The organism is Elusimicrobiota bacterium (genome assembly GCA_041660185.1).
Taxonomy (GTDB): Bacteria; Elusimicrobiota; Elusimicrobia; order 2-01-FULL-59-12; family 2-01-FULL-59-12; genus JBAZWU01.
Genome location: JBAZWU010000002.1, coordinates 37127 through 57581, shown reverse-complemented (window position 1 = coordinate 57581; position 20455 = coordinate 37127). Strand labels below are relative to the sequence as shown.

General features: G+C 53.0%; 17 protein-coding genes, 2 tRNA genes and 3 rRNA genes. 20 read left to right on the top strand and 2 right to left on the bottom strand.

The genetic code is table 11. The annotated features are described in order from the left end of the window. Window positions 1–9 precede the first annotated feature (9 nt). A complete protein-coding gene (locus WC859_02640) occupies window positions 10–867 on the bottom strand; it encodes a GAF domain-containing protein (protein MFA5975043.1) in 858 nt (285 codons plus the stop codon). A gap of 23 nt (window positions 868–890) precedes the next feature. Further along, window positions 891–1244, bottom strand: a complete 354-nt coding sequence (locus WC859_02635; GenBank protein MFA5975042.1) for a hypothetical protein — start codon at window positions 1242–1244, stop codon at window positions 891–893. Between the two features lie 93 nt (window positions 1245–1337). Here WC859_02635 and WC859_02630 point away from each other — a divergent pair, with 93 nt between their 5' ends. From WC859_02630 to rpoB, 20 genes are all read left to right on the top strand, one after another. Beyond that, window positions 1338–1562, top strand: a complete 225-nt coding sequence (locus tag WC859_02630) for an AtpZ/AtpI family protein (GenBank protein ID MFA5975041.1) — start codon at window positions 1338–1340, stop codon at window positions 1560–1562. Next, window positions 1540–1902, top strand: coding sequence for a hypothetical protein (locus WC859_02625; protein ID MFA5975040.1), 363 nt, complete (start codon window positions 1540–1542; stop codon window positions 1900–1902). The genes WC859_02630 and WC859_02625 overlap by 23 nt, the downstream gene beginning before the upstream one ends. Beyond that, a complete protein-coding gene (gene atpB / locus WC859_02620) occupies window positions 1899–2678 on the top strand; it encodes a F0F1 ATP synthase subunit A (GenBank protein ID MFA5975039.1) in 780 nt (259 codons plus the stop codon). The genes WC859_02625 and atpB overlap by 4 nt, the downstream gene beginning before the upstream one ends. A gap of 124 nt (window positions 2679–2802) precedes the next feature. Continuing rightward, window positions 2803–3096: an ATP synthase F0 subunit C gene (gene atpE / locus WC859_02615; GenBank protein ID MFA5975038.1), complete on the top strand. Its 294-nt coding sequence runs from the start codon at window positions 2803–2805 to the stop codon at window positions 3094–3096. 137 nt (window positions 3097–3233) lie between these two features. After that, entirely contained in the window at window positions 3234–3734 is a 501-nt protein-coding gene (gene atpF, locus WC859_02610) for a F0F1 ATP synthase subunit B (GenBank protein MFA5975037.1), read from the top strand. Further along, the gene (gene atpH / locus WC859_02605) at window positions 3735–4271 is read left to right on the top strand and encodes an ATP synthase F1 subunit delta (protein MFA5975036.1); all 537 of its coding nucleotides are present in this window, start codon (window positions 3735–3737) and stop codon (window positions 4269–4271) included. A gap of 113 nt (window positions 4272–4384) precedes the next feature. Then, on the top strand, window positions 4385–5905 hold the full coding sequence (gene atpA, locus WC859_02600; protein MFA5975035.1) for a F0F1 ATP synthase subunit alpha: 1521 nt from the start codon (window positions 4385–4387) through the stop codon (window positions 5903–5905). 7 nt (window positions 5906–5912) lie between these two features. Beyond that, window positions 5913–6776: an ATP synthase F1 subunit gamma gene (gene atpG / locus WC859_02595; GenBank protein ID MFA5975034.1), complete on the top strand. Its 864-nt coding sequence runs from the start codon at window positions 5913–5915 to the stop codon at window positions 6774–6776. 6 nt (window positions 6777–6782) lie between these two features. After that, complete coding sequence (locus WC859_02590; GenBank protein ID MFA5975033.1) at window positions 6783–7205, top strand: PilZ domain-containing protein; 423 nt, start codon at window positions 6783–6785, stop codon at window positions 7203–7205. 45 nt (window positions 7206–7250) lie between these two features. Next, complete coding sequence (gene atpD, locus WC859_02585; GenBank protein ID MFA5975032.1) at window positions 7251–8690, top strand: F0F1 ATP synthase subunit beta; 1440 nt, start codon at window positions 7251–7253, stop codon at window positions 8688–8690. Window positions 8691–8705: 15 nt separating this feature from the next. After that, window positions 8706–9137, top strand: coding sequence for a F0F1 ATP synthase subunit epsilon (locus WC859_02580; protein MFA5975031.1), 432 nt, complete (start codon window positions 8706–8708; stop codon window positions 9135–9137). A gap of 318 nt (window positions 9138–9455) precedes the next feature. Further along, window positions 9456–11003: ribosomal RNA gene (locus WC859_02575) — 16S ribosomal RNA — on the top strand. A gap of 223 nt (window positions 11004–11226) precedes the next feature. Then, a tRNA-Ile gene (locus tag WC859_02570) sits at window positions 11227–11300 on the top strand. 14 nt (window positions 11301–11314) lie between these two features. Next, a tRNA-Ala gene (locus WC859_02565) sits at window positions 11315–11387 on the top strand. A gap of 216 nt (window positions 11388–11603) precedes the next feature. Next, window positions 11604–14610: ribosomal RNA gene (locus WC859_02560) — 23S ribosomal RNA — on the top strand. A gap of 58 nt (window positions 14611–14668) precedes the next feature. After that, a 5S ribosomal RNA gene (gene rrf / locus WC859_02555) occupies window positions 14669–14785 on the top strand. The 16S, 23S and 5S rRNA genes sit together here with 2 tRNA genes alongside, the layout of an rRNA operon. 31 nt (window positions 14786–14816) lie before the next feature. Beyond that, the gene (locus WC859_02550) at window positions 14817–15548 is read left to right on the top strand and encodes a hypothetical protein (GenBank protein ID MFA5975030.1); all 732 of its coding nucleotides are present in this window, start codon (window positions 14817–14819) and stop codon (window positions 15546–15548) included. Window positions 15549–15550: 2 nt separating this feature from the next. Beyond that, a complete protein-coding gene (gene rplJ / locus WC859_02545) occupies window positions 15551–16075 on the top strand; it encodes a 50S ribosomal protein L10 (protein MFA5975029.1) in 525 nt (174 codons plus the stop codon). A gap of 78 nt (window positions 16076–16153) precedes the next feature. Continuing rightward, complete coding sequence (gene rplL, locus WC859_02540) at window positions 16154–16534, top strand: 50S ribosomal protein L7/L12 (protein ID MFA5975028.1); 381 nt, start codon at window positions 16154–16156, stop codon at window positions 16532–16534. Between the two features lie 50 nt (window positions 16535–16584). After that, the gene (gene rpoB / locus WC859_02535; protein ID MFA5975027.1) at window positions 16585–20427 is read left to right on the top strand and encodes a DNA-directed RNA polymerase subunit beta; all 3843 of its coding nucleotides are present in this window, start codon (window positions 16585–16587) and stop codon (window positions 20425–20427) included. The last annotated feature ends 28 nt before the right edge of the window (window positions 20428–20455 follow it).

Sequence of the window (20455 nt, the reverse complement as noted above, 5' to 3'; positions counted from 1 at the left end):
GAAGGAGTTCTAGGAAGAAAGTTTCTGGAAGATAATGCCGGAGCCCAGTATCTGCTGTTGCTTGTCTGAAATAAGAATGGTGGTGTAACCGATCCGCTGATCTTCCCCGTTGATGGGAATTTTTGTTTCTTGGCGGGACACCGTATTCCGGTTGGTAAACGTCTGCTGGAGCGTCTCAATAAACCACGGATAGTCCTTCAAAATCACGTTAACCGGTTTGCCGACCGATGGCTGACCGTCCAGTCGGAGCAATTGTGTTGCGGAAGGGTTCAGAATTGTGATGGTTTGGGTGGCATCAATGGCGATCAGGCCGCCGGAGAGATTGGCCAGCAGGCTTTCCAGAAGGACTTCCTTGTTTTGGACCTCCTGAATCAGCAGGAGGTTCTGATAAGCGATGGCCACTTGACGCCCGAGGAGGGTCATAAACTCCTGGTCCTGAGGATTAAACTGCCCGCTTTTCCGGTTGATGATCTCGATGACTCCGTAGGTCCGCTTCTGAGAAAAAACGGGAATACACAAAATGGATTTCGTCTGAAAGCCGGTCATCATATCGACGTGCCGGTTGAATCGATTGTCCTGCCGCACATCACTGACCAGCGCCGGTTGATGATATTGGGCGACCCAGCCGCTGATCCCGGAACCCACCCGGAAGGGAACCTGGTCTAGCCGTTTCACGTCAATCCCGTAGGCCGCAGCCACCCGGAGCGTTTGCTCATCCTCCAGAACTTCATAATAGGTGCCCGCTTCAGATTGCAGCGTTTTGCACGCCTGCTCCAGAATAAAGTCCCAGAGTTTTACGGGGTCGTAGACAAAATGGATTTTGTTCAGAATGTCGAAAAGCGACGTCAGATGGTAGGTTCCCAACATAGCCTAGAGTATATCAAAGGAATTCAGGCTGCGCGGTCCGTTGGGCCGATTTCGTAGCTGGCGGCATCCGGCAGCATGCTTCGAGCCACCCAGTGATCCAGGTTGTTGTAGAAAACAACGGAAGGCCAGTGCGCTTCTTTTTCAGGGCGTCCGGTGTAGGTCAGGTGGACAACCGCTAATTCAGCGGGATGATCCTCCAGCTGAAAGAGAACATCGTCTCCATAGCAGACCCGTCCGATCGCCGTAATTTTCACTCCATAGAGGGGATGGCCTGGGGCCAGTTCCGACAGGAGTTCATACTCATAGGCTTCCCGCCCTTTTAATGAGATGGCTTGCCAGGGGGCAATCCAGGGGAAATGAGTGAAGTCGGTTGCCATGGGACACCCTTAGCTTAAAGAGAAACGCCTCTATTTCAAGGGAAATTTTTAAAGAATTTGATATGATTCCTTGACTTACCGTCGAGGGAACACATGAACCCGCTCCCGCCAAAAAGTTCTTCCAGTGTTTGGAGACATATTGGAGCCGGAATCACTCTGGCGGCCTCGGTTCTGGTCTGCATCTGGTTGGGCTATTTATTCGATCAGCACCGGGGAACCAGGCCCTGGGGGATTCTTATCGGAGCGTTTCTGGGTATCGGTGCCGGTCTTTATAATTTTTTTAAAGAGTTTACAGATGAATCCAAAAAGCCCGGTTAAAGGGCTTCGTTTTATTGCGAGCGCGACGATTCTTTTTGTTTTGCTCTCTTTCCTTTATAAAGGGCATTCTCAAAAAGCGGCGGCCTGGCTCCTGGGGTGGACCGGCGTGCAGAGCATGGCCGCCTTCAGCGGTTTTGTCTGGTCGATGACCCGTTCCAGCAAGATTTTTTATTCCATTTTTGTCGGTGACGCGCTTCTCCGGTTAGTGGTCCTGGCCGTGGCGGTTGGTGTGCTTTACCAGACCAGGACACCCTTCACGTTCCCCCTTCTTTCACTAGCCATGGGGTATCTGGTGCTCTCCCTGATTCAAATCCCTTTTTTGCATAGGTCTTCTCGATGAATTTTGCGGAACTTTTGGAACACCATATCCTGGATCACCGGATCCACTACCTCTTTCCCATTGGAACAATCCCGGTGTATCTCACAAGGCATGGACTCATGATGCTGATTGTGGCGGTCCTTCTGATCGCCGTGCTTGGGATCGCTCGTTTTCAGATCAAAGGGGGCGTCCCGACTGGGGTGGCCAATTTGATAGAGGTTTTTATTGTTTACATCCGGGATGAAATCGTACGGCCCAATTTAGGCGATGCCGGTGATTCTTATCTTTCCTACTTCTGCACGCTTTTCTTCTTCATCCTTTTGTGTAATCTGCTGGGGCTGGTTCCTTACGGTGCGACGGCGACGGGGAACATCTCCGTGACCGCGACTCTGGCTTTGACGACGTTCATGATGATTCATATTGCAGGGATCCGGAAGCTCGGGGTGTGGCATTATTTGAAAACGTATGTGCCGCATGGACTTCCCTTCTGGCTTGTTCCGTTGATGTTCGTCATTGAGGTTTTGGGGATATTCACGAAAGCATTTGCGCTCTGCATCCGGCTTTTCGCCAACATGATTGCGGGGCATATTGTCATCCTGGCTTTTCTGTGTTTGATCTTCATTATGCGGGAGATTTTTCACAGTTCCATCGTTGGGGTGGGGGTGGCGCTGGGTGTCTCGCTGCCGGCGGTTGTGGGGCTGGGGTTGTTGGAGCTTTTTGTCGCGTTTTTGCAGGCGTACATTTTTACGCTCCTGACAGCGGTGTTCGTTGGAGCAGCGGTGAATCCGCAGCATTAACCTCGCCGTAAGGCGGGAGGTCGTACCGCACCCCTGATGGATAGGGCAGATGCGAGCAACATAAAAGTGGTTCGACTACGCTCACCACTCTGAGTGGGCGAAGCGAATCGAAGAGGAGAACAACATGAGCTTGTGGCATCTTGGTTTGGGTTATCTGGCAGCGGGGATTGGTTCTGGACTCATCATTCTGGGGGCCGCCAGCGGGATCGCGCGGCTGGCCAGCGCGGCGCTGGAAGGAACAGCCCGTCAACCGGAAGCGACGGACAATCTCCGGACATCGATGTTGATCCCGGCGGCGCTGATTGAGGGACTCGGGTTCTTTGCCCTAGTGATTTGTCTCTTGATCGCTCTGGCTTTGAACACGTCTCTGCCGAAGAGCGGGGCAACGGCTGAAACGAGCGCAGCGGCAACGAAATAAAGATGTGATGCGGTTTCTCAATCGTCATTCCCCGCGGTCACTGGCGGGGAATCCATGCGTGTTTTAGATGATTGGATCCCCGGCCAGCGTCCGCCGGGGATGACGAAAAGGGAGACCGTCGACAAAGGAATTTATTTATGGAAAACCTCTTAACCCCTGACAAGGGGCTGATGTTCTGGACCATCGTCAGTTTTCTGGCGCTGGTTTTTGTGCTCGCCAAATTCGCCTGGAAGCCGCTCCTGACCGCGTTGCGTGATCGGGAAATGGGCATTCGCCAGGCCATTGATGACGCGGCCAATGCCAAGTTGACGGCCGACCAGCTGCGGGCCCAATATGAGGCGGAATTGGCCAAGGGGCAATCCAAAGTCCAGGACATACTGGACCAGGCCAAAGCCGATGCCCAGCGGGTCCGGGATCAGATATTGAATGAATCTCAGGAAGAATCCCGCCGCAGGGTATCCCAGACGCGCCGTCAGCTGGAAGAGGATAAAGCCAAGATCTCCAGAGAACTGCGCCAGGAAATGGCCGTGATTTCCGTCAAAGCTGCAGAGAAGCTTTTGCGTCACGCGATGAACCCGAAAGAGCAGGACGCGTTGCTTCAGGAATTTTTCAAAGATTTGGAAGGGCCGGTGAAATAAATGCAGGAGTCCGTTGTTGCGCGAAAATACGCCAGGGCGCTTTTTGCCGAGGCGAAAAGCCATAACCAGATTCTCCTCTGCCAGGAGGGCTTGGAAGAATTCATTCGCGTTCTGCGGCTGCGGGTGTCTCTCCGGGATGTGTTGACCCATCCGTTTATTGCCTCGGATGGAAAGAAACGCCTGATCCATTCGGTTCTGGGGAAGTGGGCGACGCCGCTTTTGGAGCGCTTTTTTTATCTTCTGGTTAGCAAACATCGGTTTGACGCGCTTTTGGCTATCGTCCAGGAATACCAGGAGGAGGTGGATCGTTATCAGGAGGTGCAGCCCTTGCGCGTCCGGGTAGCGTTCCCCATGGCGGAAGCCCAGCAGCAGGTACTCCAGGCGAATCTGGAAAAATGGCTGGGCCAAAAAGTCCGCCTGGATGTTCAGGTGGATTCCTCCCTCATCGGCGGTCTCGTAGTTCAGACACAGGACCGGGTGTTGGATCAGAGTTTGAAGGGACAGTTGAAACGATTGCGTGACCAATTGATTCGATAGGAACTGTAGGGGCGCACCGCTGCCCGCGCTTCCGCAATTACTTATAGCGCGCAGGCACCGCGGTCGTATGCGGTGTGCGCCCGGACAAATACCGAGGGTTTTAAGGAGCGATTATGAGTATCCGTTCAGAAGAAATCACCAGCGTCATTCAGCAGCAACTCGAAGGATTCGAGAATAAACTCGAGCTTTCGGAAGTGGGTTCTGTCCTGCAGACCGGCGACGGAATCGCCCGTATCTTCGGGCTCAAGCAGGCTTTGGCTGGAGAGTTGCTCGAATTTCCAAACGGGGTCGTGGGCATGGTGATGAATCTGGAAGCCGATACCGTTGGCGCGGTTCTTCTGGGCGATGATCATCTGGTGAAAGAGGGCGATACCGTCAAACGGACGGGACGGGTCATGGAAGTGCCGGTGGGCGAAACGCTGATCGGTCGCGTGGTGAACCCTCTGGGACAACCGCTGGATGGAAAGGGCCCGGTCAAAACAACTCGGACCCGGCTCGTGGAAGTGATTGCCCCCGGTATTATCGAGCGGCAGCCGGTCAAAGAGCCGCTTCAAACAGGACTGAAGGCGATCGATTCGATGATCCCCATCGGCCGGGGCCAGCGCGAATTGATCATCGGTGACCGCCAGACCGGAAAAACAGCGGTCGTGATCGATACCATTATCAATCAGAAAAATGAACCGGCCGCTGCCCGGCCGATCTGTATTTACGTGGCAATCGGGCAGAAGCAATCCACTATCGCCCAGGTGGTCCAGAAGCTGGCGGATTCGGGGGCGATGGAATACACCATTGTCGTGGCCGCAACCGCTTCCGATCCGGCGCCGCTGCAGTATTTGGCGCCTTACGCCGGCTGCGCCATGGGCGAGGAATTCATGTGGAAGGGGAAGGCGGTCCTTTGCGTCTATGACGATCTTTCCAAACACGCGGTGGCCTATCGCCAGCTTTCGCTCCTGCTCCGGCGGCCGCCGGGCCGCGAAGCGTATCCGGGCGATGTGTTTTATCTGCACTCCCGGTTGCTGGAGCGGGCCTGCAAGCTTTCCGACAAAAATGGAGGCGGGTCGCTGACCGCGCTGCCGATTATTGAGACGCAGGCCGGAGACGTTTCCGCCTACATCCCGACCAATGTGATTTCGATTACCGACGGCCAGATTTATCTGGAGAGCGGTTTGTTTTACGCTGGGGTGAGACCGGCGGTCAATGTGGGGCTGTCCGTGTCCCGCGTCGGAGGAAGCGCCCAGGTCAAGGCGATGCGGCAGGTGGCGGGCAAGCTGCGCCTGGATATGGCCCAATACAACAACCTTGTTGCCTTCGCCCAGTTTGGAAGCGACCTGGATAAAGTTTCTCAGGCCCAATTGTCTCGCGGTCAGCGCATGGTGGAGATTCTGAAGCAGGATCAGTATGTGCCCATGACGGTCGAAAAACAGGTGGCGATCCTCTACGCCGGCGTGAACGGTTTTATCGACGACGTTGCGATTGATTCCGTCCGCCGTTGGGAAAGCGAACTCCTGGCCTTTCTGGAACGCCGCTCTGTGGGACTGCTTCAGTATATTCGGGAGAAGCGGATCATTGATGAGACTTTAAAACCTCAACTCGAGACTGCCATCAAAGAATTTAAACAGGGGTTTGTCGCCTGAGGAAGACATGGTGTCATTAAGAGATATCCGGCGGAAGATTAAGTCGGTTAAATCGATTCAGCAGATCACCAAGGCCATGAAGATGGTGGCGGCGGCGCGTCTGCGCAAAGCCCAGTCGCGCATTCTTTCCGCGCGACCTTTTGCTCAGGGAATGGAAGGATTGATGACGGATTTGTTGCAGCGTTTGGGAAACCCGGATCAGCATCCACTCATTTGTAAGCGGGAAGGGACTCAGCGGGCGCTCCTGCTGGTCACCTCTGATAAAGGACTTTGCGGGGCTTTCAATACGAACCTGATTCGGGAAGCGCTGCGCTACGCGAAGACGCATGGATTGCCGAACGTTCACTTTTTTATCGTTGGGCGCAAGGGCCGAGACTACTTCAAACGCCATGGCGTGACTCTCCGGAAGGAATACGTCAATATATTCAACAACTTGAGTTTTGCTCACGCTGAAATTGTGACGCAGGATCTCCTGGAGGCTTATGAGAAGCAGCCGTTTGTTCAGGTGGACATGCTCTACAATGAATTTAAATCTGCGATCTTTCAGAAAGTGACGATCAAGCCGCTGCTGCCGATGGCTTCTGTTGCGTCGGTTCCCCGGGAGCCGCATTGGCCTGATTTTATTTTTGAACCGGCTCAAGAGAAATTGTTGGATGGGCTGATCCGCCGGTTCTTGAAAGCGCAGGTGTACCGGGTGTTGCTGGAATCGAACGCAGCGGAACTGGGTGCCCGGATGAGCGCCATGGACAATGCCACGCGCAACGCCTCTGACCTGATGGAATCCTTGACGTTGCGTTTGAACCGGACGCGGCAGGCTTTCATCACCAAAGAGATCCTGGAAGTTGTCAGCGGCGCCGAGGCGCTGAAATAGGATTGTATGTTTCAGGAATTGAGAGAAATTTTCCTGGCGCATCATCATTCGCGCGAGGTGTGGGATCCGGAAAACGCTTCGTTGGGGCGGGACCGGCGGCTTTTTCAGCGGGTTCCCGTCCAGATTCCCTGCCGGATCGATAATCCATATTTAGGCGCGGAAGGGCAGGGGACCGCGATTAATTTGAGTTTAGGCGGCGTGGGGATGATGACTTTAGTGTCCTGGCCGGAAGGCAGTCAGGTACGGGTTTTATTGGACAGTGTTTCGTTAATTTTAAGCGGAATAATCGTTTTTCGCATGGAGGTGCCGGGCGGATCGGAGCTCCGGTACCGGTACGGCGTCAAGTTCCAGAAGATGGGGTTTCGGGACGTGGTTCACTTAAGACGAGTGCTTCGGAAACAATATAACGGGCCATTGGCCGTTTTATAGAAATGTAGGGGCGCACCGCTGTGCGCCCGATTAGAGGAGAGATTCATGAGCACAGGTAAAGTCATCCAGGTAATCGGTCCGGTCGTGGATGTGGAGTTCGCCCCCGGAAAACTTCCGGCCATTTATAACGCGATTCATATTCCGTTGCCAACCCAAAACCCATCCGGGGAAAAGAACCGTTTGACGGTGGAAGTCGCTTCCCATCTCGGGGATAACCAGGTGCGGACCATTGCTTTGGGGCCGACCGAAGGCCTGCAGCGCGGCATGGAGGCGATCGATACCGGCGGGCCCTTGATGGTGCCGGTGGGACGATCGTGTCTGGGTCGCTTGATGAATGTACTGGGCGAGCCGAAAGATGAGCGCGGCCCGATTCAAACGAAAGACCGGTCTCCGATTCATAAGCCGGCTCCTGCTTTTGTCGATCAGGAGACGAATCCGCAAATTTTTGAAACTGGAATTAAAGTTATCGACTTATTGGAGCCCTATCAGAAAGGCGGCAAGGTCGGGCTCTTTGGCGGTGCCGGTGTCGGCAAAACCGTCATTATTATGGAACTCATCAATAATGTGGCCAAGCAACATGGCGGTGTATCGGTGTTCGGCGGGGTGGGGGAGCGCAGCCGTGAAGGGAATGATTTGTGGCTGGAAATGCAGGAGTCGAAGTTGTCGGACGGTTCGCCGGTCCTTTCGAAAACCGTTCTGGTTTACGGGCAGATGAATGAACCGCCGGGGTCTCGCGCCCGCGTGGGGCTGACCGCTCTAACACAAGCCGAGTATTTCCGGGATGTCGAAGGAGCGGATACGCTGCTTTTTATCGATAACGTTTTCCGCTACGTTCTGGCGGGGGCTGAAGTCTCGGCGCTTCTGGGCCGGATGCCGTCGGCTGTGGGGTATCAGCCGACGTTGGCCACAGAGGTTGGTGTGCTGCAGGAGCGCATCACCTCGACAAAAAAAGGATCCATTACATCGATTCAGGCCATCTATGTGCCAGCGGATGATCTGACGGACCCCGGTGTGGCGACTACCTTCCAGCATCTGGACGCGACGACGGTGTTGTCCCGGTCAATCGTTGAACTTGGTATTTATCCAGCGGTGGATCCGCTGGATTCCACATCGCGCATTTTGGATCCGAAGATCATCGGGGAGGAACATTATCAAACCGCGCGGGCGGTTCAGAAGATTCTCCAGCGATACAAAGATCTTCAGGACATTATCGCGATTCTGGGGATTGATGAATTATCGGAAGAAGACAAACTCACCGTGGCCCGTGCCCGGAAGATTCAGAAGTTTCTCTCGCAGCCTTTCTTTGTCGCGGAAAACTTTACGGGTCAGCCGGGACGGTATGTGCCGCTCAAAGATACGATTCGCAGTTTCAGGGAGATCATCGAGGGGAAGCACGATCAGCTGCCGGAGCAGGCCTTTTTTATGGTTGGGGGTATCGAGGAAGTCTTAGAAAAAGCCAAGAAACTTCAGGCAGAAGGCGCTTGATCTAGATCAAACAACATGGATCTTCATATCGATATCGTAACGCCGGATCGATTGGTGATGCAGGGTCTGGCCGATTCGGTAATTGTTCCAGCGGCTGACGGAGAGCTCGGAATTTTGCCGAATCATGCGCCGTTGTTGGCGCAACTCCAGCCCGGCCAAATTCATTTGCGTCGTGGGGATCTGGTGGAGTTGTTCGCGATTTCCGGCGGCTATGTTGAAATCAGGGAAAACCGTGTTTTAGTTTTTGCTGAAACCGCTGAGATGGCTCGGGAAATTGATGTCGAGCGCGCGCGACAGGCTGCGGAACGTGCCAAGGCTGCCTTGCGGGAGCCTGAAAGTGATATCCAGGTTTTGCAGGCTGAGGCAGCGCTGCGTCGCGCGCTGGCGCGTCTGCATGCGTATGAGGAAATTCAGCAAAACACATCGCACTCACGAGTAAAAAGATAATTTATCCGTCAACAAAAATAAATCCTTGACATAATTTCGAGGGATTTCGTAATATGGCTCACGCCTCGCAAGAGGAATGTTATTCCGCTTGCGGAGGTTTTTGTTTTTTATGCATTGTTCTTTGACAGAAGTCTACATACGCGCAAGCCGATAAACGCCCCAGCAGGGAGATAATCTCTGTTAAGGGGCAACCAAGGGCCAATTAAATGACTTTGGTGTAAAACCCATCGACCGAATGTCGATGGGGCCAGATAGAGCCTTATAGCAAACCTCTATTATGGATGGTGTCGCCAGTAGTTCTGGCAACCACCTAAAACTTTAATGGAGAGTTTGATCCTGGCTCAGAGTGAACGCTGGCGGCGTGCTTAACACATGCAAGTCGAGCGATTTCAGACAGCACATCGTTTGGGATAGCGGCAGACGGGTGAGTAATACTTGGGCAATCTGCCCTTGAGAGGGAAACAACCTGCCGAAAGGCGGGCTAATGTCCCATAAGACCACAGGAGTGCATATTCCAGAGGTCAAAGCTCCGCAAGGGGCGCTTGAGGAGGAGCCCGAGTCCTATCATGGTAGTTGGTGAGGTAACGGCTCACCAAGCCTTTGACGGGTAGCCGGCCTGAAAGGGTGATCGGCCACACTGGCACTGAGACACGGGCCAGACTCCTACGGGAGGCAGCAGTGGGGAATTTTGGACAATGGGGGCAACCCTGATCCAGCGACGCCGCGTGGAGGACGAAGGTCTTCGGATTGTAAACTCCTTTTGGAGGGGAAGAATGCCTGCGTGAAAAACGCAGGGTGACGGTACCCTTCGAATAAGCCACGGCTAACTACGTGCCAGCAGCCGCGGTAATACGTAGGTGGCAAGCGTTACTCGGAATCACTAGGCGTAAAGCGCAGGTAGGCGGTTCGATAAGTCTTTTGTGAAAGCTCCCGGCTCAACTGGGAGAGGCCAAGGGAAACTGTCGGGCTAGAATGTGGCAGAGGAAGCTGGAATTCCCGGTGTAGCGGTGAAATGCGTAGATATCGGGAGGAACACCTATGGCGAAAGCAGGCTTCTGGGCCATCATTGACGCTGAGCTGCGAAAGCTAGGGGAGCAAACAGGATTAGATACCCTGGTAGTCCTAGCCCTAAACGATGCTCATTAGGTGTGGAAGGTATCGACCCCTCCCGCGCCGAAGCTAACGCATTAAATGAGCCGCCTGGGGAGTACGGCCGCAAGGTTGAAACTCAAAGGAATTGACGGGGGCCCGCACAAGCGGTGGAGCATGTGGTTTAATTCGACGCAACGCGAAGAACCTTACCCGGGCTTGAACTACTCGTGGTAGGCCGATAGAAACATTGGCCGACCCGCAAGGGAGCGAGCAGAGGTGCTGCATGGTTGTCGTCAGCTCGTGTCGTGAGATGTTGGGTTAAGTCCCGCAACGAGCGCAACCCCTATTCGATGTTGCTAATCCCGCAAGGGATGCACTCTTCGAAAACTGCCTTCGATAAGAAGGAGGAAGGTGGGGACGACGTCAAATCCTCATGGCCCTTATGTCCGGGGCAACACACGTGCTACAATGGCCGGTACAACGGGAAGCAATACCGCAAGGTGGAGCCAAACCCTTAAAGCCGGCCCCAGTTCAGATCGTGGGCTGCAACTCGCCCACGTGAAGGTGGAATCGCTAGTAATCGCTGATCAGCAGGCAGCGGTGAATACGTTCCCGGGCCTTGTACACACCGCCCGTCACACCACGAAAGCCAGTTGCAACAGAAGTCGGTGTACCAACCCGCAAGGGAGGGAGCCGCCGAAGTTGTGGTTGGTGATTGGGGTGAAGTCGTAACAAGGTAGCCGTATCGGAAGGTGCGGCTGGATCACCTCCTTTCTATTTTTTATTGATGTTCCGATAAAAAATTGAAGTCGATCTTTTCTTCCGACTTGGAATGTTGGAAGTGTGCCAAGCGTAAAGCATGGCATGGGTTGTCCGGGGCGTTTATCCGCTCGCGCGTTTTTAAAATCAGTGAGCTGGCAAGCAGCGAACTCGCAAGCAAGGAAAGGCATTAGGTTCCTCGCTCGCTGGCTCGCGAGTAGTTTGCTCGCTGAATTGCGGACCCGTAGCTCAGTTGGTTAGAGCGTACCCCTGATAAGGGTAAGGTCGGCAGTTCGACTCTGCCCGGGTCCAGGTTTCCCCTTTTAGGGGGTGTAGCTCAGTTGGGAGAGCGCGTGCTTTGCAAGCACGAGGTCACCGGTTCGACCCCGGTCACCTCCAATTTATGGCGTAAGCGTAGTCAATTTTAGCCCAGTTATTCCGGGGCGTGTGATCCGGAAACTGTGTTTTATACGTTCGGTCTTTGATAATTAAATATATCTATAACTAAATGGGTAATTAGCAACGTCAAGCACCTCAATTATTAAGGTGTGAAGATGATGTAATTAATCATATCTTTATGAGTTCTGGCGAAAGGTCAGAAGGATTAAATGATATGGCCAAGCTACAAAGAGCATATAGTGGATGCCTTGGCGAACGCCGTTGATGAAGGACGTGGTAAGCTGCGATAAGCTTCGGGGAGGCGCAAACAGCCTTTGATCCGGAGATTTCCGAATGGGGAAACCCCCTTGATCGTGAGATTAAGGATTTACGCATGAATTCATAGTGCGTAGAGGACAACCCGGGGAAGTGAAACATCTCAGTACCCGGAGGAAAAGAAATCAAAGAGATTCCCCTTGTAGTGGCGAGCGAACGGGGAACAGCCTAAACGAATCAGGTGCAAACTTGATTCGGGTTGTAGGGCTTGTCTGGCCGCGAGGCCGGGAAGTCAGAAATCGATCTCCTAGTTGAAGGGTCTGGAAAGGCCCACCAAAGAGGGTGAGAGTCCTGTAGGCGAAAGGGGATCGACTTCCTGGACAAGTTCCTGAGTACCATCGGGCACGTGAAATCCGGTGGGAATCTGGGGAGACCACTCTCCAAGGCTAAATATGAGCGTTCGACCGATAGTGAACTAGTACCGCGAGGGAAAGGTGAAAAGTACCGCAGACGCGGAGTGAAAAGTACCTGAAACTGTATGCTTACAAGCAGTTCGAGCCCTATGCCTTATCGCAAGATAAGGAATGGGTGAGAGCGTGCCTGTTGAAGAATGATCCGGCGAGTTATTGGTGGTAGCAAGGTTAACTTGGTTGTGAATAGCAGCCGAGGAAGCCGTAGCGAAAGCGAGTCTGAATAGGGCGATTAGTTGCCATCAATAGACCCGAAGCCAAGTGATCTAACCCTGTCCAGGGTGAAGCCACCTTAATCGGTGGTGGAGGCCCGAAGTGTTGAGTGTTGAAAAACTCCTACATGAGGTGGGGTTAGGGGCGAAAGGCCAATCGAACTTGGTGATAGCTGGTTCTCCCCGAAATAGCTTTAGGGCTAGCCTCAGGCGATGACTTGAGGGGGTAGAGCACTGGATAGTGTAGGGCCAATAACCTTGGTTCCGAAGCTAACCAAACTCCGAATACCTCAAGGTGAGCCTGGGAGTCAGTACGCGAGGGCTAAGCTTCGCGGGCAAGAGGGGAACATCCCAGACCATCGATCTAGGTCCCGAAATCCGGGCTAAGTGGTAAAGGTTGTGGATTTGCTGAAACAGCTGGGAGGTTAGCTTAGAAGCAGCTATCCTTTAAAGAGTGCGTAACAGCTCACCAGTCAAGCGAGTCTGCGCCGAAAATGATCGGGGCTCAAGCCCGGTACCGCAATCATGGCTTTCAGTCGCCTAAGGGCAACTGAAGGGGTAGGGGAGCGTTCTGGATGGGACGAAGGTGTACCGAGAGGAGCACTGGACTGTCCAGAAGTGAGAATGTCGGAATAAGTAGCGATATGACAGGTGAGAATCCTGTCCGCCGTAAGTCTAAGGTTTCCTTGAGCAACGTTCGTCGGCTCAGGGTTAGTCGGTCCTAAGTGGAGGCCGAAAGGCGTACATGAAGGACATCCGGTTAATATTCCGGAACCATGTTTAGTGCGTTATCACCTAAGGGGGGACGCAGAAGAGTAAGCCATCCTACCGTTGGATGTGTAGGTTTAAAGGCGTAGGCCTTTCTTGATAGGCAAATCCGTCGAGATAGCCGAGACCTGAATACGACTCTGGGGAAACCCAGGGGAAGTGGCCCAATCCCGCTGCCAAGAAAAGCCTCGTAGGGAGTGCTAGACATGACCGTACCGCAATCCGACACAGGTAGACGAGGAGAATATCCTAAGGCGCGCGAGTGAACTCTGGTTAAGGAACTAGGCAAACTGGTCCCGTAACTTCGGAAGAAGGGATGCCTGCTGGCTTAACCCCGTACAGGGGAAGGGTTGGCGGGTCGCAGTGAATTGGCTCTCGTGACTGTTTAACAAAAACACAGGCCTCTGCTGAAATCACAAGATGATGTATAGGGGCTGATGCCTGCCCGGTGCTGGAAGGTCACGGGGAGATGTTAGCGCCGCAAGGCGCAAAGCATTGAACCTAAGCCCCAGTAAACGGCGGCCGTAACTATAACGGTCCTAAGGTAGCGAAATTCCTTGTCGGGTAAGTTCCGACCTGCACGAATGGCATAACAAAGAGAGCGCTGTCTCAACCAGAGGCTCGGTGAAATTGGGGTGCAAGTGAAGACGCTTGCTGCCCGCGGCTAGACGAAAAGACCCCGTGAAGCTTTACTGTATCTTGATACGGAGTCACGGGACTGGATGCGTAGCATAGGTGGGAGGCTTTGAAACCCTGCTTTCGGGTGGGGCGGAGCCAACAGTGAAATACCACTCTTCCGGTCTTGTGGTTCTAACTTCGTCCTCTTCATCGAGGCGAAGGACAGTGTCAGGTGGGCAGTTTAACTGGGGCGGTTGCCTCCTAAAGAGTAACGGAGGCGTTCAAAGGTTCCCTCAGCGCGTATAGAAATCGCGCCTCGAGTGCAAGGACAGAAGGGAGCTTAACTGCGAGACTTACAAGTCGAGCAGGTGCGAAAGCAGGACCTAGTGATCCGGTGGTTGAATGTGGAATTGCCATCGCTCAACGAATAAAAGCTACTCCGGGGATAACAGGCTTATCGGATCCAAGAGTCCATATCGACGATCCGGTTTGGCACCTCGATGTCGGCTCATCGCATCCTCCCGCTGAAGTAGGTGGGAAGGGTTTGGCTGTTCGCCAATTAAAGCGGTACGTGAGCTGGGTTCAGTACGTCGTGAGACAGTACGGTCTCTATCTACCGTGGGCGTAGGAATATTGAAGGGATCTGTCCCTAGTACGAGAGGACCGGGATGGACGAACCTCTGGTTTACCAGTTGTTCCGCCAGGAGCATGGCTGGATCGCCAAGTTCGGATAGGATAAACGCTGAAAGCATCTAAGTGTGAAACCTGCCCTGAGATAAGTATTCCCTGCCCGCAAGGGCACTCAAGACCCCCAGAAGACTACTGGGTTGATAGGCAGGACGTGGAAGCGCTGAAAGGCGTGTAGCGCACCTGTACTAATTGGTCGTGCGGCTTGGCCGTATCATTCGATCCTTGAAATTCGTGCTTGATGTTGATATCCATTTGGTTTTATAGATTTCCCGGTGGTTTTTCCGGTGGGGCCACACCCGATCCCATTCCGAACTCGGAAGTTAAGCTCACCAGGGCCGATGGTACTAGTCGCGCAAGTGACTGGGAGAGTAGGTCGCTGCCGGGGTTTTCTTTGTCCATTTGAAAGAAGGAATTGATTGAAGAAATCCTTCATATTGATGGTTGTTATTTGCGGGAGCATCGCCTCTCACGCCTTCGGTCGTGATCTTGGGGTTCTCGTATTACCCATTCATCAAGGCAAATGGACATCCTCGCTTCTTTATGAGTATCTAAAGGTCAGCGAGGACTTTGATAATCGGGGTCGAGTTGATTTTAAAAGCCATGCGGTCGGTTCGCAGTTTGGCTATGGAATCACCGACCAGATCGCTGTCGCCGTCAAGGTTGCGGTTCTTGTGGATCCCCAAGAGGACGCTCAAGGGAGTCAGTGGCAGAGCCGATCTGGCTATCTTTACGGAGTTGATCTTTACAATGAAGTGTTCCCTGCGACCGGGTATCGTCCAGGGATTCAATTGAGTGTCGGTGCAACGGGTTTTCAGGTGCCGCTTGATCGATTGATCTCCGGCAATACCGTCACAACGATTGATCAGAGAGTATCGGGCGTTGAATACCATGGGGCGGTACTGGCCACTTTGCGATTGAAACGCCTGACGCCGTATGCGGGTTTGCGGAGTTTCGGGAGTTCGGCGACGTGGAGAGATAACAGGCCAGAGGCCGGAGCGACCGACGGTATTTCCGGTCACGCACACGGCAATCTTTCGATCGTTGCGGGTTTGCCCGTTCAGGTTACTCCGGATGTCCGAATTCAGATGGAAGGTCGGTTCCTTTATGAAACAGCCGCCACCGTCGGATTTACGATAGCTTCTTTTTAACTATGCCTACACAACAAAAAATTAAAGCGGTTGAGGATATAGAGAAACAGACAAAAGATTGCAACGGCTTTATCGTGGCAGGCTTCAAGGCCATGAAAACGGTCGAGTTAAATGAAATGCGTCTAAAGCTGCGCGCGTTGCAGGGCGAATGCCATGTTGTGAAAAACAGCCTCACGCGCATCGCGTTGCGTCAGGCCGGCATGGAAGCTTTAGCCGATGCGTTGCAGGGGCCGAGCGCTATAGTCCTGGAGCGCGGCGATGCGATCGCAACGACCAAGGCTGTTTTTGAATTTGCCAAGACACACGTGAGCCTCAAAATCAATGGTGGTTATTTTGATGGAAAAGTTGTCACGGCCGCAGAACTGAAGGCGATTGCTTCTCTGCCAACACGGGAAGTTCTGCTCGCAACACTTTTAGGGACGTTGCAGGCGCCGCTGGTTAATTTGGTCAGCGTTCTGCAAGCTCCGGTGCGTGATCTGGTGAGCGTCCTAGACCAGGTCGCCAAGAAATCGCCAGAGCAAAATTAGAACCAAGACGATCCCCGGTCGCCGGGTGTCCGGCCATCAGAGGCGGTCGTTCCAAACGGTAGTCCTCAGGAGGATCATATGGCAAGCATGACAGAGTTAGTCGAACAAATCTCCAAACTCTCCATTCTGGAAGTGTCAGAACTGGTGAAGTCCTTAGAAGATAAATTTGGTGTGAAGGCAGCAGCGCCCATGGCGTTTGCTCCAGTCGCGGGTGCTCCGGCGGCGGGTGGTGCAGCGGCTGAAGAGAAGACGGAATTTTCCGTTGTTCTCGTCAGTGGCGGTGCGAACAAGATCCCCGTGATCAAGGTGGTTCGCGAAATCACCGGACTCGGCCTGAAAGAAGCGAAGGATCTGGTTGAAGGCGCTCCCAAACCGGTCAAAGAAGGCGTCAATAAGGGTCAAGCCGAAGATCTAAAAAAGAAATTGACCGATGTTGGTGCTACCGTCGAAATTAAGTAACCAAATCAACGGACCTGTATTAAGACCACGCATTAAAACAGGAGGATAGCTTGGAGAAAGTTACTTTTTCGCGGATCCCGTCCATAATTCCGTTGCCGGAACTCTTGGCCATGCAGAAGACGTCCATGGCCGAGTTTCTGCAATGGACTGTTCCCCCCGAAAAGCGGAAGATACAAGGATTGCAGGCTGCTTTTCTGGATGTTTTTCCTATCAGCAACAACGATGAGAGCTTAACGCTCGAGTTTGTTGCATATGATCTGGGAGAATCACGGTATACGGTCGAAGAAGCCTTGGCCAAAGATACTATCTACTCCGCTCCTCTCAAAGCCACCTTCCGCATCCTCCAGCGCGAAGAAAACGGCAAAGTCAAACAAATCGCTGAACAAGATGTCTATATCTGTGATATTCCGCTTATGACGGAAAATGCCACCTATGTCATTAACGGAGCTGAACGCGTTGTGGTCAGCCAGCTCCATCGCTCGCCGGGTGTTATTTTTGAAGAAGACGAAGAAAAGAAAATTTCCTCCTACGGGAAAAACCTTTTCTTCGCTCGTATGATCCCCTACCGCGGCGCGTGGGTTGAGTTTGAGTACGATTTGAATAACGCTCTTTTTGTGAGGCTCGATAAACATAAGAAACTGCCTGCCACCGTCCTTCTGAGAGCCATGGGCTTGGAGTCGGATGAAGATATTTTGCGCGTATTTTATGACCAGGAGACATTAAAGGTTGAAGATGGCAAAGCCGATGTTTTAGTCGGGCGAATTCTGGCAACCGATGTGGTTCTGAAACAAAATGGAGAAGTTCTATTTGAAGCGAATCGGGAGCTGACGCGCGAGAATGTGGCGCAGCTCTATGCCAAAAAAGTGTCAGACGTGACTCTCCTGATTCTGGACCCGGCGGTTAACGATGTGACCATCCGCAATACGCTGGCCAAGGACAATCTGAAGAGTCGTAAAGATTCCATTAACATGATTTATCGCGTACTACGTGCGCAGGAGTTTATCGCAGCCGATCAAGCAGAGACGTATCTCGACAACCTTCTTTTTAAGTCGATCCGCAAATATGATTTAACGCGTGTCGGTCGTTACAAAATCAATAAAAAATTAGCGCCCTTGAGTGAATGGATCACGCAACGACCGGGATTGAAGTATGAAGTGCCCAATGAAAGAAAGCGTACGTTGACTCCGGAAGACATTGTCTGCACCATCAAATACATTATTCTCCTGAATAACGATGTCAGCGAAGTGATGGTTGGGAAAGAATCCCATCCCATCGAAATGGACGATATCGATCACCTGGGGAACCGTCGTGTTCGTGCGGTCGGCGAGCTCTTGGAGAATCAGATCCGCATTGGATTGTCCCAAATGGCGCGTATTGTTCGCGAACGGATGAATGTCCAGGATAAAGCGACACTGGCACCGCGCGGGATCATGAATGCGGCTCCGGTGGTGGCGATTGTCCGAAAATTCTTTGGAAGTTCTCAGCTTTCCCAATTCATGGATCAGACCAATCCGTTGGCGGAACTCACGCATAAACGGCGTCTTTCGGCTTTGGGTCCCGGCGGTCTTCACCGGAAACGCGCTGGTTTTGAAGTTCGTGACGTACACCATACTCATTATGGGCGTATCTGCCCGATTGAAACTCCGGAGGGTCCGAACATCGGTCTGATTTCCTCCCTGGCTTGCTATGCTCGAGTCAATGAGTACGGATTGATTGAGTCCCCCTACCGGAAAGCTTCCAATGGCCGCGTGACGGATGAAGTGGAGTATCTGACGGCTGATCGCGAAAACGATCTAGTTGTTGCGCAGGCCAACGCGCCTCTCGACAAAAACGGTAAATTTTCAACCCCTCGTATTCTTTGTCGCTACCGAGGGGATTTCCGCGAATTTCCGCCGGAAGAAATCGACTATATGGACATTTCCCCGATGCAGGTGGTGTCCGTTTCTACGGCGCTTATTCCATTCTTGGAACACGATGACGCGAACCGCGCCTTGATGGGATCCAACATGCAACGGCAAGCGGTCCCGCTTCTGGTGGCTGATCCGCCGCTCGTTGGAACCGGTATTGAAGAACGCGTGGCCCGGGATTCCGGTGCCGCCATTACCGCCCGGCGCGGTGGACAGGTCATCGCGGTTTCTGCAGATGAGATCGCCCTTCATTCGGATGAGCCTTTGCCGGAAGGGGAACCTCACGCCCGAATGGATAAACACATTGATATTTATCGATTGAAAAAATATATCCGATCGAATCAGGATACGACGGTCAACCAGACCCCGTCTGTGCAAAAAGGCGATAAGGTGAAACGGGGTCAAATGATTGCCGACGGGCCGGCCACGAGCGGTGGGGAGTTGGCCTTGGGTCGCAACCTCCTGGTGGCTTTCATGCCCTGGGAAGGATGCAATTACGAAGACGCCATTTTATTGTCGGATCGCGTCGTTCGTGACGATCTTCTGACGTCTGTCCATATCCACGAGTTCCAAATGGAAGCCCGCGATACCAAGATGGGGGCTGAGGAAATCACTCGCGATATCCCGAATGTCGGTGCCGATGCACTGATTAATCTGGATGAAACCGGTATTGTGCGGCCAGGAGCGGAAGTGATTCCCGGTGATATTCTGGTGGGTAAAGTGGCTCCTAAAGGCGAGCAACAAGTGACGCCTGAAGAGCGGCTTTTGAAAGTCATTTTCGGTAAGAAGGCCGAAGATACGATGGATGCTTCTTTGCGTGTGCCGCCGGGCGTGTCTGGGAAAGTGATCGGTGTGCGCGTTTTTGTTCGCCGGGAAAAGATGGCGCTGAAAGAAGAAAACCGCCGCACGAGGGATATTGAAGCCCATTACGAGAAGCTGGTTGAAGCGATCCGGGAGGATCGCAAACTCCGGATTGAGGACGTCGATCGCTTAAAGGAAGAAAAGAAGTTCTCCAGCCGTGAAGCGGATGATGAGAAAGAGAAAATCAAGGTCTACTCGCAGCGAAAAGAACAGCAGCTTCGTCTGGAAATGGCCCGAGAAAAGGAAGCGTTGAAGCTGGGTGATGAGTTGCCTGTAACGGTGAATAAGATCGTTAAAGTTTATATCGCGATTAAGCGCAAAGTTCAGGTCGGAGATAAGCTGGCTGGCCGGCACGGGAATAAAGGAGTGGTCTCCCGTATCGTTGCTCAGGAGGATATGCCGTTCCTTCCGGATGGCACGCCGGTCGATGTGGTGCTTTCTCCTCTGGGTGTCCCGTCCCGAATGAATGTGGGACAGTTGCTCGAAACGATGCTGGGGTGGGCTGCTAAACAGCTGGGCGCGCAGATGAATACCTCCGTCTTCGATGGGGCAAAAGAAGAGCAGGTGATTGAAAAGATTCGCGAAGCCAAGAAAAAGCTTAAGGGCAACGGTACCCCCGACGAATTCCTTCCCAGTGACTATTGCAAGTTCACCATGTATGACGGCCGCACGGGAGAAAAATTCGACGAAAAAATTACCGTCGGTTACATGTACATCATTAAGCTGGCCCATCTGGTGGAGGATAAAATCCATGCTCGCTCGACGGGACCCTACTCCCTCATTACGCGGCAGCCGCTGGGGGGGAAGGCGCAATTCGGCGGCCAGCGGTTTGGCGAAATGGAAGTGTGGGCAGTCGAAGCCTATGGGGCCGCCCACTGTTTGCAGGAGTTTTTAACCGTTAAATCTGATGATGTGACGGGCCGCGCCAAGATGTATGAAGCCATTATTAAAGGGGAGACGTTCTCCGAGCCCGGTGTGCCGGAATCCTTTAAAGTGCTGGCGCGCGAATTGCGTGCGCTCGGTTTGAATATCGAACTGGTTCGCTCAGATCAGAACAAGAGCGGCAGCGGTTCCAAGTCGACGGGTGCCGGAAAAGTCTCCGAAGAAGTCGGGGCGAAATCCTAGGAGGCCTCAGTGTCCTTTCAACAATTAT